Origin of the sequence: Candidatus Litorirhabdus singularis (assembly GCF_026262625.1) — a bacterium.
Taxonomy (GTDB): Bacteria; Pseudomonadota; Gammaproteobacteria; order Pseudomonadales; family Halieaceae; genus Litorirhabdus; species Litorirhabdus singularis.
The window spans coordinates 1-19,298 of record NZ_SHNN01000004.1 but is presented as its reverse complement, the minus strand read 5'-3'; the positions used below and the strand labels follow the sequence as shown (position 1 = coordinate 19,298).

At 53.9% G+C, this 19,298-nt stretch carries 11 protein-coding genes and 1 rRNA gene; 9 read left to right on the top strand and 3 right to left on the bottom strand.

Going from position 1 to position 19,298, the window contains the following annotated elements; genetic code table 11:
• The first annotated feature begins 35 nt into the window (after positions 1-35).
• Positions 36-1,256, top strand: coding sequence for an MFS transporter (locus EYC98_RS17295; protein ID WP_279246644.1), 1,221 nt, complete (start codon positions 36-38; stop codon positions 1,254-1,256).
• An 11-nt stretch (positions 1,257-1,267) separates the two neighbouring features.
• Here EYC98_RS17295 and EYC98_RS17290 read toward each other — a convergent pair whose 3' ends face one another.
• Complete coding sequence (locus EYC98_RS17290) at positions 1,268-2,422, bottom strand: O-antigen ligase family protein (RefSeq protein WP_279246643.1); 1,155 nt, start codon at positions 2,420-2,422, stop codon at positions 1,268-1,270.
• Positions 2,423-2,773: 351 nt separating this feature from the next.
• On the opposite strand from EYC98_RS17290, the gene EYC98_RS17285 reads away from it, so the two are divergent.
• Positions 2,774-3,820 (top strand): LLM class F420-dependent oxidoreductase, encoded by a 1,047-nt coding sequence (locus EYC98_RS17285; protein ID WP_279246642.1) that lies wholly within the window; start codon positions 2,774-2,776, stop codon positions 3,818-3,820.
• A gap of 15 nt (positions 3,821-3,835) precedes the next feature.
• On the opposite strand, the gene EYC98_RS17280 is transcribed toward EYC98_RS17285, so the two are convergent.
• Positions 3,836-5,368 carry an AbgT family transporter gene (locus tag EYC98_RS17280; RefSeq protein WP_279246641.1) on the bottom strand — a complete coding sequence of 511 codons (1,533 nt, stop codon included), beginning with the start codon at positions 5,366-5,368 and terminating at the stop codon, positions 3,836-3,838.
• A 167-nt stretch (positions 5,369-5,535) separates the two neighbouring features.
• Between EYC98_RS17280 and nifJ the strand changes: the two genes are divergently transcribed.
• The 7 genes from nifJ (at position 5,536) to EYC98_RS17245 (ending at position 18,416) form a co-directional block, all read left to right on the top strand.
• Positions 5,536-9,114: a pyruvate:ferredoxin (flavodoxin) oxidoreductase gene (gene nifJ / locus EYC98_RS17275; RefSeq protein WP_279246640.1), complete on the top strand. Its 3,579-nt coding sequence runs from the start codon at positions 5,536-5,538 to the stop codon at positions 9,112-9,114.
• A 15-nt stretch (positions 9,115-9,129) separates the two neighbouring features.
• Positions 9,130-10,143 (top strand): dihydroorotate dehydrogenase-like protein, encoded by a 1,014-nt coding sequence (locus tag EYC98_RS17270; protein WP_279246639.1) that lies wholly within the window; start codon positions 9,130-9,132, stop codon positions 10,141-10,143.
• Between the two features lie 33 nt (positions 10,144-10,176).
• Entirely contained in the window at positions 10,177-11,601 is a 1,425-nt protein-coding gene (locus EYC98_RS17265) for a wax ester/triacylglycerol synthase family O-acyltransferase (protein ID WP_279246638.1), read from the top strand.
• Between the two features lie 49 nt (positions 11,602-11,650).
• The gene (locus EYC98_RS17260) at positions 11,651-13,291 is read left to right on the top strand and encodes a Na/Pi cotransporter family protein (RefSeq protein WP_279246637.1); all 1,641 of its coding nucleotides are present in this window, start codon (positions 11,651-11,653) and stop codon (positions 13,289-13,291) included.
• Between the two features lie 226 nt (positions 13,292-13,517).
• Positions 13,518-15,884: a TonB-dependent receptor gene (locus tag EYC98_RS17255; protein WP_279246636.1), complete on the top strand. Its 2,367-nt coding sequence runs from the start codon at positions 13,518-13,520 to the stop codon at positions 15,882-15,884.
• 280 nt (positions 15,885-16,164) lie between these two features.
• Complete coding sequence (locus tag EYC98_RS17250) at positions 16,165-16,485, top strand: hypothetical protein (protein WP_279246635.1); 321 nt, start codon at positions 16,165-16,167, stop codon at positions 16,483-16,485.
• Positions 16,486-16,811: 326 nt separating this feature from the next.
• Positions 16,812-18,416 carry an ABC-F family ATPase gene (locus EYC98_RS17245; protein ID WP_279246634.1) on the top strand — a complete coding sequence of 535 codons (1,605 nt, stop codon included), beginning with the start codon at positions 16,812-16,814 and terminating at the stop codon, positions 18,414-18,416.
• Between the two features lie 542 nt (positions 18,417-18,958).
• Here the strand turns inward: EYC98_RS17245 and rrf are convergent.
• Positions 18,959-19,074 (bottom strand): 5S ribosomal RNA (rrf, locus tag EYC98_RS17240).
• Between the last annotated feature and the right edge of the window lie 224 nt (positions 19,075-19,298).

Sequence of the window (19,298 nt, the reverse complement as noted above, 5' to 3'; positions counted from 1 at the left end):
AGGGTCTGCTAGCTGTTATCGGCTGACTACCGCGCATGAGGCTACTAGGAATACCAGCGAGCCTGAGCGCTCCAGAACGCAGAATACTGCTGCTACTGGGTGCTGCTTTTTTTATCGGTCAATACGATATGACCCTGCTCACTCTGGCGCTGCCAGACGTGCAAGAGAGCTTCTCGATCGCTGAGGAGGAGCTTGGCACTATGATAGCGATTGCCCGTTTGGGTGCACTGCCAGCCATCGCCCTGGCACTGCTATCGGATGGACGCGGACGAAGGCGGCTGCTGGTCGTGAGTCTGGTAGGATTGTCGATCTTTTCACTCGCCACCAGCTTCGCGCAAACAGCAAACCAGTTCATCTTCTTTCAGGCCAACGCCAGACTCTTTACCACGCTGGAAGAAATTCTGGCTGTTGTCTATGCGTTGGAACTGCTGCCGTCCAGACATCGCGGCTGGGGGGTCGGGTTTTTGGCGGCAATGGGTGGCCTTGGATCAGGTCTCGCATCGCTGCTGTACGGACTTTCGGACTATCTGCCTGGAGGCTGGCGCGCACTATATGTGATTGGCGGTCTCGCTATTATGTACGTGGCCTGGCTGCGCAGGAGCCTGCCCGAATCACCGATGTTTGAACAGCAGCAGCCGGGTCAGGTTAAACCAGTGTTCTGGCAGCCGCTGCTGGAACTATTTCGCCACCACAGGCTGGCACTGTTGGCGCTCACCTTGATCGCCGGCATGTTCTGGTTTCAGGCCGTCGCCAACCTCAATTTTATGTCCAAGTACTTGCAGGACAGCCATGGTTACTCGCCCTCTCAGGTCAGTATCATGTTTGTGGTCGCTGGCACTTTCGCCATCTTTGGCAACGTGATTGCCGGTCGTACATCCGATCGGGTAGGCCGCCGGCCGGTTCTGGCCTTTGGTATAGCGCTCAATTGCGCGACGTTCCTGTTGTTTTATAACACCTCAGGCTGGATGGTGCCGTTGGCCTGGATTGCCGCCCTGTTCAGCTTTTTTGTCGTGGATGTGATGGTGAACGCTATCGCCGGAGAACTATTCCCGACCCATTGCCGGTCGACTGCGGCGACACTGCGTGCCATCATTTCTCTGGTGGCGGCAGCGGCAGGGCTAGCTATTGAGGGGAGTTTATATACCGCGCTTGGTAGTCATGGCGCTGCGTTATCGCTGATGACATTGAGCTCCCTGCTCGCCCTGCCCGCTGTGCTCTTTTGGCTACGCGAAACAGCGAACATAGAGCTGCAATAAGCCGCCGGCGCCTAGTTACTATCGTCCAGTGTCGACTGCTGGGACAGCCCAATCGCAAAGCCAAGTGGGACCCACACCACAAACCAGACGAAATTCACTTTGTCGATAATGCGGTCGCCATTGAACAGGAAACCGGCCACACCTGCGATCAGCAATACCAATCCAAGCGTGGCCGCAGCTCCGCCCGCATGTCGAACCAGACGCAGACCAGTCCACCCGAGCACAACGCAGAACATCACTAATGCAGGTAGCCCCCCTGCCGCCAGCATCGCCAGAAACATGTTATGCGTCCCTCGAAAGAGGTAGCCCCCCATTTCCACTCGATGCTCCACCAGTTGCCCCCAGCCGAACCACACATGACCGTCCAAAATATCTCTAAGATTCGCTTGCCAAATAGACATGCGAAAGCTGTCACCGCGCGGGAATAGCTGAGCGGACAACTCAGGGTGATATGTCATCACATACAGGAGCAGCGCAAGCAGCACAGAGCCAACCCCGGCTACTGCAACTGCTTTGTTGAGTTTTGGATGCCAGCTGACCAGAAGCCAGCAGAATATGCCGAACACAGCAGCCAACCAGGCGGAGCGGGTGCCTGTATTAATCAGGGCCATGCTACACACGACAAAACTCAAGGCGGCCAACCAACGCCAGCGGCCACGTTCTAATTGGAAAAGTGTAATAGCAAACAGCAGCGCCACCGCAAGCATGCGCCCAATCCGTCCAGGGTTCTCTAACCTGAACGGGCCTTCCAAACGACTGTCTGCCGGCGGGTACATATAAAACAAAATAAGACTCAATAGCGCACAAAGCAGAGCAGCAATAGCCACAACCTGGCAAGCTCGCAAGAGTGTTATTGAAGTTCGCTGATGGGCAACAGCCAGACCCAGCACGAACACCATAACAAACAACATTCGCAGCCAAAGTTGCGCCACGCCCTTAGGTGAAATATTCGCCGACCAGAGCACACTGGCACTCAGGTATAAAAGCAAAGCCAACGCACAAAGATAGAGGGGGTCCTTGAGCACTCTGAGAACCGGTGCATGCAGCTCTGAGTATTGAATCAACACCGCTAGCAGAGCGATTCCAAGCAGCACATCGAAGGCCATTGGTAACAGGAATACTCCGCCCAGAATAACTGCCAGGAGCCAAGCTAGTTTTTCATTCACTGTAAGCAATGGAGTGTCACACTTAACCGTCTGTTGTGCAGCATATAGCCAGCCCTTACCACGACTGACCTTTCGAGTGCAGAAGTAACCACGGACAGGCAATAAGAGAGACGAAAATCGGCTGTGGCCCCTTATAGTTACTAACGGTTTTCAAGCGTTTCAGACATCCGTGTTTGCTGAGATCAGAGGATATTGTGCGCATGAGGTCAGGAAGGCGTCAAGCCGGCTTGGCCAAGAGTTTATGTGACGATTATTTCCTGAGACCGCCTGATAGCGGTAAACTGGCCCACTCGATAGGTCCTTCGCAACAGTATTAGGCGGCTGACGTAAAATAACTCAAGGAACCAGCTTATGCGCATATCAACCATGCTTAACTACGCCAGCGATTTCAAGTCCTCAGTCGCTGAAATTCAGGAGCTTGAGCAGGCCGGGCTCGATCTGGTGTGGGTCCCCGAGGCTTATTCTTTCGATGCCCCCAGCGCCATGGGCTACCTGGCCGCCAAAACCGAACGCGTAACCATTGCCTCGGGCATACTTCCGGTTTACACCCGCACACCGACGCTGTTGGCAATGACCGCAGCCGGCATCGACTCATTATCAGATGGCCGCGCTATGTTGGGCTTAGGGGCATCCGGCCCGCAGGTCATGGAGGGTTTTCACGGTGTTTCCTATGAAGCTCCGGTAGCGCATCTGCGTGAGACTATCGAGATATGCCGTAAAGTGTGGCGCCGGGAAAAAGTCGAGTTCGACGGCAAGCACTACCAAATACCGCTGTCAGCCGAGCGCGGAACGGGGCTTGGCAAACCACTGAAGTTGATTAACCACCCAGTTCGCAATGACATACCCATCTGTATTGCGTCACTGGGACCCGCTAGCGTCAAAATGACTGCCGAACTGGCGGATGCCTGGCTGCCCGTATTCTTCAGCGCCGAGGCCGCAGCCGGAATCTGGGGTGAAGCGCTGGCAGAAGGCACGCGCAAGCGCTCACCGGATAAAGCCCCGCTGGATATATTTGCCGGCGGCGGCGTTGCTATCGGCGACGGTCTGGAACATCTGCGTGACCGCGGTCGTCCACAGGCAGCACTTTACATTGGCGGCATGGGCGCGCGCTCAAAGAACTTCTACAACGACATATTTTCCCAGAGTGGCTACCCCGATGCCGCCAAAGAGATCCAGGACCTGTATCTGGCCGGCAAGAAAGAAGAAGCTGAGGCAGCAATTCCTGCCGAGTATCTGGCGAAAAACTCGCTGATCGGGCCAGAGGGATTCGTCAAGGACAGCTTATACGCACTCCGAGAGGCCGGTGTCACTTCACTCAATATTGCTTTTGCCGGCAGTACCGTCGAAGAGCGCGTTAAACAGTGTGAAACCCTGCGTAATCTGGTGGACAGCCTCTAGCAGCGCGTACCCAGGCTAGTAGGTATAGCTGGACTGCAGACCCAGTGGCAGTCCGGCACCCCAGAAAAGCAGCAGATACAGTGTCCACAGAATGATGAAGCCCAATGAGTAGGGCAACATCATCGCGGTCAGTGTACCTATGCCCGTATTTTTCACGTAGCGCTGGCAGTACACCACCACCAACGGAAAATACGGCATCAGCGGCGTAATGATATTGGTGGTCGAGTCGCCAATACGATACGCGGCCTGAGTGAGGTCTGGCGATATCCCCAGACTCATGAGCATTGGCACAAAAATGGGCGCCAACAGCGCCCATTTGGCAGACGCCGAACCCACAAACAGATTGAGCAAACCGGTCAGCAGCACAATACCGGTAATGGTCATAGCGGATGGTAAACCCAGCGCCTGCAGTCCTGCCCCGCCCTGCAGTGCCAGCAACACACCCAGGTTGGACTGGGAAAATGCATACACAAACTGCGCGATAAAAAACATGATAACCAGATAGTAGGCCATGCTGTGCATGGACTGGGTCATGCCCTCAATGACATCTCTGGAGCTGGTAACCGTTCCAGAAAATATGCCATAAACGATGCCCGGGATAACAAACAAGAGAAAAATCAGCGGCACAATTGACGCCATCAGCGGTGCACCCAACTCCGTCAGCGAACCGTTGGCACCACGCCATGCGGATTCGGGTGACCACGCGCTGACAGCCAGCAGCAGCAGGCTGAGTACCATAGACAGTAAGGCATAACGCAAACCACGGGATTGCTGCGCGGTTAGCTCGGTGGAACTGTCTTGGTCAACAATGTCCTCATCAAGCGGAGTGGACGCCAGGCGCGGCTCGACAAATTTATCGGTAATCAGCCAGCCCAGGCCAATAATCAGCACCGAGGAGGTCGCCGTAAAGAAATAGTTGTTCAGGGGGTTCAGCGTTATCGCCGGATCAATAATCTGCGCACCCGTTTGCGTAATACCCTGCAGCATAGGATCAATCGCCGAGGGTATGAAATTCGCAGAAAAGCCGCCGGAGACGCCGGCAAACGCGGCGGCTATGCCAGCTAGCGGGTGGCGACCTGCGCTATAGAAAATCACTCCGCCCAGGGGTATCACCAAGACATAACCCGCGTCCGCTGCGGTATGACTGACAATGCCCACCAGAATCACCATGGGCGTTAGCAGCCAACTGGCCGTCACCCGCAACATCGATCGTAGCGCGGCATTGATAAACCCGGTGTGTTCCGCCACACCTATCCCCAGCATCGCTACCAGCACTACACCGATAGGGTGAAAATGAGCAAAATTGGTCACCATGCTGCCCAAAAATTGAGTCATGGCGGTAGCCGAGAGTTGGTTAACGACCTGCAGTGGCCCGCCCGTACGTGGGTCGGTAAGCCCGTAGTCAAAATAGGACAGCAACCATGACGCCAGCCACACGACCAGCAGCAGTGCCACAAACAACATCGCCGGGTCCGGCAGACGGTTGCCGGTGCGCTCCACAAATGCCAGCGCGCGTTGTGCAAAAGAGTTACCCGGGGCCTCGCTCACGGCGATCTCCTTGGAAAGACTAAAGATGCTGATTGTAACCTGTAAATACGGGGCTGCAGTATGTTGTTGGGTCGATTTCAATCGACCTGAATCTTGCGCCAGCTCAACAAAGTCAGGGACCGTCACCGGTACACTTGGGTTCCAGACTGCACCTTTCAGGCAAGCAGATGCAAAAAACTGCAGACCACCGCACAGTGACAATCGATGGCAATGAAGCGGCCGCCACCATGGCGCACCTGCTCAACGAGGTCATTCTGATTTACCCCATCACCCCTGCCTCCCCAATGGGTGAACTGGCTGATGACTGGAGCGCAGCCGGAGTCAGCAACCTATGGGGGGCAGTGCCCGAAGTTATCGAGATGCAAAGTGAAGCTGGCGCGGCGGGTGCCATTCACGGAGCGCTGCAAGCTGGCAGTCTGGCCACGACTTTCACCGCCTCACAGGGTCTGCTACTCATGCTGCCCAATATGTACAAGATCGCCGGTGAACTTACCCCCGCAGTCATTCATGTGGCAGCGCGATCAGTAGCCACCCACGCCCTGTCTATCTTCGGCGATCACAGCGACGTCATGGCCGCTCGGGCCACGGGCTTTGCCATGCTCTGCTCCAATTCAGTGCAGGAGGCTCTGGATTTTGCGTTCATTGCCCAGGCCGCGTCTTTAAAGGGTCGTATTCCAGTGCTGCATTTCTTCGATGGCTTTCGAACCTCCCATGAAATCAACAAAATTTCACTGCCGGATAAATCAATGATTGCAGATTTGCTGGATGAGCAAGCTGTTAGTGCCCACCGCAAGCGCGCCCTGTCACCACTGCAACCGGTGATTCGAGGCACCTCACAAAACCCGGACGTATTTTTCCAGAGCCGTGAAGCCATCAACCCGTTTTATCAGGCCTTTCCAGGTCTGGTGCAAGACACCATGGACCGCTTTGGCGAAGCTACCGGCCGTCACTACAAGTTATACGAATACCACGGTGACCCGCAGGCCCAAAGGGTGGTGGTAATGATGGGCTCAGGCGCTGAAACGGCGGTGGAAACCGTTGACTACCTGTGCCGGCAAGGCGAAGCCACTGGCGTATTGAAAGTGCGCCTGTTCCGCCCTCTGGATGCAGGCCTACTGACGGCAGCCCTACCCAGTACGGTGCAGGCGATCGCAGTATTGGATCGCAGCAAAGAACCCGGCGCTGGCGGCGAACCCCTCTATAAGGATGTCGTCACCGCGCTAGTACAGCATTGGTCAGGCGACTTGCCAAAAGTATGTGGCGGTATCTACGGGTTGTCGTCCAAGGAGTTTACCCCAGGCATGCTCAAGGCTGTGTTCGATGAACTCAAACTTGAGCAACCACAACGCTATTTCAGCGTCGGTATCGTCGATGACATCAATCACACCAGTCTGGACTGGGATCCGGACTTCAGGACCGATGCCCACGCGCAGGCGTTTCAGGCACTGTTCTACGGCCTCGGTTCTGATGGCACGGTAGGCGCCAACAAAAACAGCATCAAGATTATTGGCGAAAACACCGAACTCAATGCACAGGGCTATTTCGTCTACGACTCCAAAAAATCAGGGGCTGTTACCATCTCCCATCTGCGGTTTGGGCCAGACCCCATTCATGCTGCTTATCTTATAGAAGAAGGCCAGGCCAATTTTGTCGGCTGTCATCAGCCGGTATTTCTGGAGCGCTACGAAATACTGGACAAGGCCGCGATAGGCGCCACCTTTGTGCTCAATACCAGCGAGCCTCCCGAACAGGCCTGGCAAGCATTGCCGGCCAACATTCAGCAACACATCATCGACAAAGATATCCGCTTTTACGTCATCGATGCCTATCAAGTGGCTCAGGACTCGGGCATGGGCAAGCGCATCAATACTATTATGCAGACCTGCTTCTTCGCCATCTCCGGAGTACTACCGCAAGCTGAGGCCATCGCTGCCATCAAGGACGCTGTCCATAAGACCTATGGTCGCAAGAGTCGTAAAATGGTCTCACTGAATATCAAGGCCATTGACGAAACCCTGGCCAATCTGCATGAGGTCGCCACATCCAAGCAGGTTAGCAGCAGCGACCAGGCTGGCGTCACCATGCCTGCCGATGCGCCAGACTTCATCCAGCGGGTAACCGGGCGTATCATTGCTGGACACGGCGACTTGATTCCCGTCAGTGCATTGCCGGTCGATGGTACTTATCCATTGGGCACCGCGGCCTACGAGAAGCGCAATTTAGCGTTGGAAATTCCGGTATGGGAAACCGATCTTTGCACTCATTGCGGCAAGTGCGTGTTCGTATGTCCTCACTCGGCTATTCGATCCAAGGCTTTTGATCAGGAGATCGTAGAGCAGGCACCGGAGACATTCAAACATGTGCAGATCAAGGGTAAGGACTACCCACAAGGCGTGCACATTAGCTATCAGGTAGCACCGGAAGACTGCACCGGCTGCAACTTATGCGTCGATATCTGCCCCATCAGAGACAAATCCAATGTCAGCCGCAAGGCCATCAATATGGCTCCGCAGCCACCGCTGCGCGAGCAAGAAGCCGCCAACTGGTCATTTTTTGAGGCCTTGCCGGAATATGACCATGCAGAGATAAAACGCAACACCATGAAAGGCTCCATGCTGATGGAGCCGCACTTTGAGTTTTCCGGAGCCTGTGTTGGCTGCGGTGAGACGCCCTATATCCGCACTATAAGCCAACTATTTGGCGATCGCATGATAGTAGCCAACGCTACCGGCTGCTCATCCATTTACGGTGGCAATCTGCCCACTACTCCCTGGCGCACCAACGCCGAGGGACGCGGCCCGGCCTGGAACAACTCCCTGTTTGAAGACAACGCCGAGTTTGGCCTGGGTATTCGAGTTGCCTGTGATCAACGCAAGCAGGCGGCCCGCAATCTGCTGGAGAAAATTTCAGGGCATCTCGATAGCAAGTTAGTGCAGGATATTTTGCAATGTGCAGAAGTAGACGAAGCGGAAATCCACGAGCAACGAGAGCGAGTGGCACAGTTGCAGCAGGTACTGGCAACATTAGATTCTGAAGATGCCCGAGCACTGCTGGAACTGAGTGACAACTTGCTACGCAACAGTGTCTGGATTGTTGGCGGTGATGGCTGGGCCTACGATATTGGCTTTGGCGGCGTGGACCATGTGCTGGCCTCTGGCCGCGATGTCAATATTCTGGTGCTGGATACTGAGGTCTATTCCAATACCGGCGGCCAGACTTCCAAAGCAACGCCACGCGGTGCTGTCGCCAAGTTTTCCGCCGGCGGCAAGAGCACAGCAAAGAAAGATCTGGCCCGCATCGCCATGGACTACGAAAGCGTCTATGTCGCGCATGTGGCTTATGGCGCCAAAGATACCCAGACCCTGAACGCTCTACTGGAGGCAGAAAGCTACCCTGGAACTTCTCTGGTTATCGCTTACTCCCCCTGTATCGCTCACGGCGTGGATATGTCCTTCAACCACCGGCAGCAGAAAATGGCAGTAGACAGCGGGCATTGGCCGCTGTTTCGCTATGACCCGCGCCGCGCCGAGTCTGGCCTGAACCCACTGCGCATGGACTCAAAGCCACCGAGTCTGCCTTACCGTGAGTTTGTGGAATCTGAGACTCGCTTCAATATGCTCTGGCACAGTGCGCCCGAAACCGCAGAGAAACTACTGCAACAGTCACAGCAGGAAGTGCAGCAACGCTACTTGCGCTACCAACAGCTGGCAGCCCTGGACTGGGCCGGACCAGACGTGGATGAGTGAAGGGAGGCCATATCTATGCAAACACTGCAGACCCAATATTTGGGCATGACGCTGAAAAATCCGTTAGTGCCCTCTGCATCACCGCTGTCTCGTGACCTTGATAGCGCCCGTCATCTGGAAGACGCGGGCGCATCAGCACTGGTTATGCATTCGCTGTTCGAAGAGGAACTGATAGCTGAGGAAAAAAAACTGGAGCGTTTTTTCTACCATCAGGATCTGGGCCACCACGAGTCCTCTAGCTTTTTGCCGCTGCCGGACAATTATCGCAGCGGACTCGACACCTATCTTGAACACTTGCAGCAACTGAAAAGCCACCTCCAGGTACCCGTCATCGGCAGCCTCAATGGCATCACTGACGCTGGCTGGATAGAGTACGCAAAAGAACTTCAGGACGCCGGTGCTGATGCACTGGAGCTCAACGTTTATTACATCGCCGCCAATATCCTGGAAAGCGCTGAAGATGTGGAACAGCGCTATATCAATATGTTGCGCAAACTGCTCGATGTCGTGAGTATTCCGGTAACAGTAAAGTTGTCGCCGCAGTTTTCATCGCCGGTACACTTTGCGCATCAACTACAACAGACAGGCGTTGCTGGAATAGCCCTGTTCAATCGTTTTTACCAGTGCGACATCAATTTGGAAACGCTTGCTGTGGAGCCTCAGTTACAGTTATCCAGTCCGTACGAGGCGTTACTAAGGGTGCGCTGGACAGCAATTATGCGGGGGCAGTTAGACATCGATATCGCGGTTACCGGTGGTTTTCATAATACCCCGGACATTATTAAGGCACTGCTGGCTGGCGCCAATGTAGTCCATTTGTGCAGTGCGCTGTTACAGCAGGGCTCACAGCGCATCAGTACGCTTTTGGATGAAATGCGGCAATGGCTAGAGGACAACGAATACGATTCCGTACAACAAATGCAGGGCAGCCTGAGTCAAACCAATGCCGCTGACCCTGGCGCGTTTGAACGCAGCAACTATCGTCACGTGCTGCAAAGCTGGACACCGCCGCCAGGGGTACGATATTAATCATCGCCAGCTGGCGGTAGAGGCACAACCTGAATGTATCAATTAAGTGGACTGGACAATTTGATGGTAGCCGGAGAGCTGCCTGACATACCCCTGCATATGTCAGCGCTTTTTATCTACGAACCCGGTGGCAAGCACGCCGCAAACGTTGATCATGCTCTGGCCTGCAGCGTGATGCAGAGTGCGATTGATCAACAATTTCCGATTCTACGCTGCAAACTGGATGCGCTCCCGCTAGCAATGGATCGCGGCTACTGGGTTGAAGACAAGCACTTTGACATAACCAATCATATTGCTCACGTCAGCTTACCAGCCCCCGCCAACTGGGCTGAGCTGTACCGCCTATGCGGTGAATTTCAGGCTCAGGGTTTGACCCTGGAGCAACCCCTGTGGGAAGCGCTGCTCATTGAAGGGCTGGACCACCTGAGTGGAGTTCCCACCGGCAGTAGTGCCATTCTGGTCAAGATCCATCACGCCGTAATGGATGGCAAGGCGGCTCTGCAACTTTTTGCCAGCTTACACAGTCTTGACCCCGCTACAGATGCGCCCACTATGGCGGCGCAGCAGAAGGCCAATCAGAGCGACTACACCTCCCCCGCCTGGTGGCAGAAATATGGACGCGCCTGGTGGCACAACGTACAGCGCCCCGTAGATCTGGCGCGCGACTTGCTGAAGGTTGCTCCTGGCCTGTGGCAGATCAGTCAGGAGTCGAGTACTGCTGAACAACCCACTAAACCCGTGCCAAAAACCCGCTTCAATGCTCATGTCGACCATGATCGGGTAGTTGGGCATATTACTATGTCGTTACCGCGTTTAAAGTCTATTCAAAAGCAGTATGGCTGCACTATCAACGATATCGCCTTATGTGTGGTGGCCGGTGGCCTGCGGAAATTTCTTGCAGATCATGACGAATTGCCAGCGGACAGTCTGGTCACCGCTATGCCCATGGACGTGCGAGACAAAGGTGATTCGGAGCAAGTAGGCAATCAGGTCAGCATCGGAACAGTGCCGCTACACACCGACCTTAGAAACATCAAAGCCAGACTAAACGCCATTCACGCGGGTTCTACGCGCACCAGAAAACGGTCGGCCAAGCTGGGCCCCAAAGCCGTTCTGAAGGTGGTTGATGACCTCTACCCGGGCATTATCCTGTGGCTGGGAGAGTGGCTAATGGCTTCAGGCCATATTGATGAGCTACCGATGCCTGTGAACACTATTATAAGCAATGTACCGGGAGTACCGGTTGAAGTTTACATGCGCGGGAATCGCCTAATAGACTTTATTGGACTCGGCCCGCTGGCTCCAAATGTGGGCCTGTTTCATGTGATTTCCAGTACCCCCAGCCACGTCAATATCAGTTTTGTCAGCTGCAAGAACTTCGTTGGCGATGGCGACGAGTATCGCCGCGCATTGCGAGCCGCCGCGAAGCAGGTTCTGCGCAGCTTGCAGGCTGGTTAAATCCGGGTGCGTTGCAGAGGGTTAACATGAAGCTAACAGCGGAGGGGCTATGGAAGCATTGCAAATTATCGTAGCCGGCTTGACGGCTATCATTCTATTTGTGTTTGGGCTGGAACATTTCTCCCGTGAAATTGAGAACATTTCCGGCGATCGCTTTCGTCACTTCATCTCCACCGCCACGCGAGTGCCCGTTGTAGGTCTGATATTGGGCGCCGGGGTTACCGCCGTCATCCAGTCCAGTTCTGCTACATCAGTCATTGCCATAAGCTTGGTAAATGCTGGAGTTCTGTCTTTCAAAAACAGTGTCGGGATAATTTTTGGCTCTAACATTGGTACCACTATTACGGCCCAGCTAGTAGCCTTCAAACTGACCGCCTTCGCTCCCGCGCTCATTATTGCTGGCTTCGCACTATCGCTAACACGAACACGATATGCGATTTTTGGTAAATCGATTTTCTATTTTGGCTTCGTGTTCTTCAGCCTCCAACTCATCTCATCGGCACTGGCGCCGCTGCAGCAGGAACCGGCGTTAGTGGAGTACCTGATCAGGCCACAAAACCCATTACTGGCGATCTTGATCGGCTGCGTGTTCACCGCTCTGGTGCAATCCAGCTCAGTGACCACCGGGCTAGCCATAATTTTCACCCAGCAGGGACTGCTGGGTCTGGAAAATGCTATCCCATTGCTTATGGGCGCCAATATCGGCACGACAGCAACAGCCTTGATTGCCATGGTGAAGATGGATCTGGCAGCGAAGAAAACTGCGCTCAGCCATTTCCTGTTTAACGTCGGCGGAGTGGTCATTTTCTTGCCAGTATTTTTCCTATTCGAAAGCCGCCTTGCTGACCTGAACACCAGCCCGGCAATCGCGCTGGCCAATATTCATCTGGTGTTCAATATCGGTACCAGTCTGGTATTTCTGATTCTCATCAACCCTTTTACGCGTCTCATCGAATCCTTGCTAGGCGAGGGCAAAATGGACTTCGAGCGCATTAAGATGCCGTCACAGGACGCCACTGACAACTTTGCTGAACTACAAGCCCGTCTGGAGGAAAACCTCGGGCAGCTAATGGCTTTCCAGCAGGAAAACTACAATCTGGTGAGCTTGAGCATCGAAACCAACTACCGCAATGTTTACGATGTCTCTGCACGGCGGCTTGAATACGTATCTTTCCTCGAACGGGAGAACGTCCGGTATTTCTCTCGCGCCGTGTCCAACGTCTCTGATGAAGCGGAATCCCGGAAACTGCTGACACTGATCACGCTTTACGACTACCTGTTTCAGATTCACGACTCCATAGAAGATCTTTTCAATACCAAGCTAGTCATCGACAAACAGTACATCGAACTCAAAAGCGACGTGCTACTGATGGTGCGAGAAATCTCCAGCGATACACTCGTGTTATTCGACATCATTCAAAAAGCGTTACTGGATCGAGTGGAGCCCAAGACTCACGAGCAAGCCACCAAGCTCCAAACCAATATCGATAATGCCAATCGTGAACTACTCAAATTGCTGGCACACTCCGAACGCAAGGACGCCGGCGCGCTAATGAATTTCGCTACCTATTCGCGGCGACTCAAAGACAAATTGTTAAGATTCTCCAAACTGGCCACGCGTTCATTGGACTTAACCAGCGCCGATGAGGAAGACCCGTCCCCAGCCCCGTCACAGGCTTCAGCGACTTAGCGGCAGCCCAAAACCATGCAACACCGCTACCGCCGCCAAGATTGGTAATATTGCCTATTGGAATAACAAAGCTTGGCTTTATGGTTACACTACAGGTTACCTGGTTCCGCGCAATGTATTGACGTTCAACCGGTACACTGGGCAGCCAGGGCTACCATCTGGTGCTTCACTTGATGGTACTAATAATAACCAAAGTCGATATCATTAAAATCGACAGGAGAATGTTATGCCCACGTCTCGCACCCTGTTTCCCGCACTCGTTCTTGGCAGCGCTATCATGGCGCCTATGCCGCTAGCTGTTGCAGCTCAATCCACGGCACTGGAAGAAGTTCTGGTGACTGCGCGCAAGCGTGAGGAAGACCTGCAAAGTACGCCCATATCGATTACCGCCATAACGGCGGCGACCATAGAAGATGCCGCGCTTACCGATTTACGCAGCATCCAGGAAATGACGCCAGGCCTGAGCATGCAGGTCTCCAGCGATGGCAGTGGCTCAACCCTGGCCGCCTTTATCCGTGGCGTCGGCCAGAGTGATTTTGCCGTCACCGTAGATCCGGGCGTAGGCACCTATATCGACGGTGTTTATCTGGCGCGCAATATTGGCGCCAACTTCGAGTTCAACGATATTGAACAAATCACGGTGCTGCGCGGTCCGCAGGGCACACTGTTCGGCCGCAATACAATCGGCGGCGCCATTAGCGTCACCACCCGAGCTCCCAGCGGTGACAATAACCTGTCGGTTGAAGCCGGGGTCGGTGATTACGGCCACAAGTCAGGCAAGATCTACATGGAATTCCCGCTGGTGGAAGACAAATTGGCGGCCAGTATATCGGTGATTCGCAAAGAATCGGACGGTTGGCAGAAACGCAGTCGCGGTGACGACGCCGGCGACCAGGATCTATGGGGAATTCGCGCTCACTTGAACTGGAATGTGACAGAGAATTTTACTTCTCATCTGGTCATAGACGGCGTGGAGCAAGATCAGAACATCTACCCACGGGTACTGGCAGATTTCGATTCTAACCAGGTATTCCCATTTTTTTACAACACCTTCGTCGGCGACTGCTGTAACGAAACCGGGGATATCGATCGCAGCGATGCGTCGCAGAAAACCAAAGATGAGCTGAGCAGCAGTGGCGCCAGCTGGATCAATACCTGGAATATGAATGGCGGCATGACACTGAAGTCGACCACCGGCTATCGCAAGATGGATACTGATATCCTGCGCGACAGTGATAACGACCCGCAGGATTACTTTTCTGTAGGCACCCAGTTTGAGCAAGACCAGTTCAGCCAGGAGTTTGTGCTCAACGGGCTGGCTTTCAATGACCGCCTCGACTGGGTGGTCGGCGCCTACTACTTCAAAGAAAGTGCGAAACACGATACGCAAGTGAATGTAGCCACCGGTTTGTATGAGGCGCTGGTCGGATTACCGCTGTCGGTAGTCGACCCTGAAACCGGCGTACCGCTGGCATTCTTTGCGCAGCCGCTGGACCTAACCCTGCGCTATGAGCGCGAGCAAGATGTTGAGAATATTGCTCTGTTTGCCCATACCAGCTTTAGCCTGACTGACGACTTGCGCCTGATCCTCGCGGGGCGCTACACGCAGGAAGAAAAAGATTTTGAGCTGTACAGCTATAAGGAAGCCAGCCAATCGCCGATAGTGGCACCTGGCCCGACCGACCCTGCCAGTTGCAGCGACGTAACAGCCCAGGGGCCCGGCTCTTTCTACAGCTGTAAGGATGACTGGTCCGAGTTCTCGCCGAAGGTGGGGCTGGATTATCAGCTGAACGACGAGATGATGACCTATTTCCACGTCTCGCGTGGTTTCCGCAGTGGCGGTTTCAACGGTCGCCCCACCAGCGCTGCCGATGTTTCCGTAGTCGACCCGGAAACCCTCACCTCGTTTGAGTTGGGTTTCAAAAGCGAATGGATGGACAATCGCCTGCGGATGAACGGCGCCATCTTCTATAACGAGTACGAGGATCAGCAAATACTGGTGAACCGCCCTTCCAGCATTGCGGCAGGAGGTCTGGCGCTGGTGGTAGACAACGCTGCTGAATCCGAGCTCAAGGGTTTTGAGCTGGAAATAACCGCAGTACCGACTGACGGGCTGACCCTGATTGCGGGCGCCAGCTATGTTGATCCGGAGTTCAAGGAATTCGATATTCTGGTGCCAGACCCCAGTGACCCCACCGGTGGCACCATTATAGTAGAGGATGCTTCTGACCGACCCTTTGCCAGTGTTCCCGAGTGGCAGGGTAACCTCGGCGCCCAGTATGAATTCGCTCTCGGAGGAATGGGCAATATGCGACTGCGTGCAGACATGGTGTATAAGGACGACGTCTTTTATACCAACGACACCCAGGCTGCCACTTTCGACTTACTACATGCGGATGCCTACACCGTATTCAATGCCGGTATCACCTACATCTCCCCAAGTGACAAATGGCAGCTGGCTCTAGTCGGTAAAAACCTGACGGACGAGCGTGAAATAAACGGTGGCTTCTCAGTTGACGCCTTTGGTACTACTGACGTCAGCACGCTGGCACCGCGCATGTACTTCCTTAACTTCAAGTTTCACACCAACTAGGGCGTGAAATGGTCGCACAGGCCCTACTGATGCAGGGTCTGCAGGACGCAGCAGGCCAGGATAGGCCTCACCCCGGCCTATGGAAGGAGATGAAGTCTCTGTGGAGGCTGGTATCGGGCGAGACGGCACAGCCACAGAATACCGACATAGCAATAGGCTCAATGCCCTGCAAGCCAAGCTCAGGCACCCCGGCTGCACACTATCGAAATTTAAACTAATCCAACTGCGAGGAACGATCGTAACCTCTAATAGGAAACTGACCTATATAAGAGACTTTGACATGAAAAAAATTGGGCTTTGGATCTACGACGCATACCAGTACGTTTTTGACTCCACTAAAAATCCGATCAGGCATATACCTGACCCTACCAGCAGAATGTTCATCATGACGATTCTGGCATTCATGTGGAGCGGAGTATTTGCGGTTTATCTCGGCAGCATCCTTTACTTCGGTGTCAGTGTCGCAGCGCACATTATCCTGATCCTGATGTTCTTCTTTACGGTCGCGATATTCTATGACGCAGAGAAGAACAAGAGCTCATGGTTGCTGCGGCTACGATCCGAGCAGGCGAAGGAAGCAGCCTCGCAACGCCATGGCTAGCCTCAGCTCCATTCTCCCTGTGGGTTCTGGGCGTCCATCAAAGGCAATCGGCCGCCGATTGTGACGTGCCGAGTCAGGCCCACAGTCCCGGTTTAGACGACCATGGCAAACTCACTGTGTAAAAACAGGCCCACCGAGATTGCTCAAGCAACATAGATACACCTAGCGTATGGCGCACCGGGCAGCGAGTTACCGAGAATCGAAGCGCCGCTTGCACTACTGGGTTCGACTTTGGGCCCAAAAACCTATAGGATGCGCGCCCTCAAGTGGCTCATTGTAAGAATTGGCGTGCTTGTAACTCTCCCAACAAGCACCCAGGATATCCCTTGATTACCACCGCCAATATCACCATGCAGTTCGGCTCCAAGCCGCTTTTTGAAGACATCTCCGCACAATTTCGTGATGGAAACCGCTATGGCCTTATCGGTGCCAATGGCTGCGGAAAGACGACTTTTATGAAAATCCTCAGTGGTGAATTGACGCCCACCTCCGGCAATATCTCGATCACTCCTGGCCAAAGAGTGGGTACACTCAGTCAGGATCAGTTCGCCTTTGAGGAATACAGTGTCGTCGATGCGGTCATAATGGGTGACACCAGACTTTGGAACATCAAACAGGAACGGGACAGAATCTACGGCCTTGCTGAAATGAGCGAAGCCGAGGGTATGAAGGTCGCTGAGCTCGAGATCGAGTTTGCGGAGCTTGATGGTTATACCGCCGAAAGCAGAGCGGGTGATATTTTGATTGAGGCGGGCATCGATGAAAGCCTGCACTTCGACTTGATGAGTCAGGTTGCCCCTGGCTGGAAGTTACGCGTACTGCTTGCACAGGCCTTGTTTTCCAATCCGGATATCCTGCTGCTGGACGAACCGACCAACAACCTGGATATCCATAGTATCAGCTGGTTGGCAGGGGTTTTGAACGAACGCAAATGCACCATGATTATCATTTCTCACGACCGTCACTTTCTCAACTCGGTTTGCACGCATATGGCAGACATTGACTACGGCGAGCTGCGCATTTATCCGGGCAACTATGAGAGCTTTGTTGCAGCCTCCACGCTGATTCAGACCCAGTTGAAAACCGAGAACTCCAAGAAAAGCGCTGAGATGGAAGAGCTGCAAGGGTTCGTCAATCGATTCTCCGCCAACGCCTCCAAAGCGAAGCAAGCGAGTTCACGCGCCAAAAAATTAGAGAAGATTGAGCTGACGGAAATCAAACCCTCCAGCCGCAAGTCTCCCCATATTCGATTCCAGCAAGTCAAAAAACTCCATCGCCAAGCTCTGATTCTTGAAGAACTGGCCCACGGCTTCGACGAAGGCCCGCTATTCTCCGGTGGCAATATGATTCTGGAGGCAGGCGCGAGATTGGCTGTTATTGGCGAGAACGGTGTCGGTAAAACCACCTACCTGCGCTGCTTAATGAATGAGATCAACGCCAACGCTGGCAAAATTCAGTGGTCAGAAAACGCCACCATCGCCTATTGCCCACAAGACAGCACTGATGATTTTGACTCGGATCTAAACCTGTTCGAATGGATGTCGCAGTGGCGCAGGCCTACCGACGACGACCTGATGATTCGCGGCATGCTAGGGCGCCTGCTGTTCACAGCTGACGATGCCAACAAGAAAGCCAGAGTGTGTTCAGGCGGCGAGAAGAATAGGCTGCTGTTTGGCAAAATGATGATGTCCGATGCCAATGTGTTGATCATGGACGAGCCGACTAACCATATGGACATGGAAGCGATAGACGCGCTAAACCAGGCCCTTAAGGGCTATGACGGCACCTTGATTTTTGTCAGCCACGACCGGGAATTTGTTTCTACACTAGCAACGCGAGTCGTGGAGATTACCGATCAAAGAGTCGTGGACTACCAAGGTACCTACGACGAATATTTGGCGCAGAAAGAGCAGCAGAGTAAAGCGGCGTAAGCTTCGGGGTTACGAACGCATTATTCAAAGATCCCCGGGGCAACTCAGCCCTGAAGCATCGCCTCTTGTAGGGCCTCACAGGCCCCTCCGACTTCAATCTGCCATAGACCTGTGGCTAGCTCGCGGCCCTCAACTGTGGTGTAACTCCCCTTGTAGGGCCGCTTGCAGTCGACCATCTCCGATACCCACCCATAAAAAAGCCCCTGTAGCGTTAGCTACAGGGGGTCGCTATTAGCCATGTCGCGCACGCCGCCTGGCGATCCACATAAAAAAACCCCGTCACTCATCGAGTAACGGGGTTTAGGATTAACCGGGGGCGCGCACGCCGCCTGGCGATCCACATAAAAAAACCCCGTCACTCATTGAGTAACGGGGTTTAGGATTAACCGGGGGCGCGCACGCCGCCTGGCGATTCCCAGACCAAAAAAAGCCCCTGCAGCGTTAGCTACAGGGGCTTGGTATTAACCGGGGGCGCGCACGCCGCCTGGCGATCCACATAAAAAAACCCCGTCACTCATTGAGTAACGGGGTTTAGGATTAAAGCCTGGCGATGACCTACTCTCACATGGAGAAACTCCACACTACCATCGGCGATGAAGCGTTTCACTACTGAGTTCGGGATGGGGTCAGGTGGTTCCACTTCTCTATGGTCGCCAGGCAAAACTGCTTGCCTGATGTCTAAAGACATTCGGCTGATTCGGTATTTACCCCAGCTCCCTACAGGGAACAAGGGTCGATTAAGCTGACTCTCTCTTTCAAGAGCAATTCGAGTTCTGACTGTGACTTGCGCACATCCAACCGAAGTCGTTTTTTGCAAAATTACTTAGATTATATGGTCAAGCCTCACGGGCAATTAGTACTGGTTAGCTCAACGCCTCACAG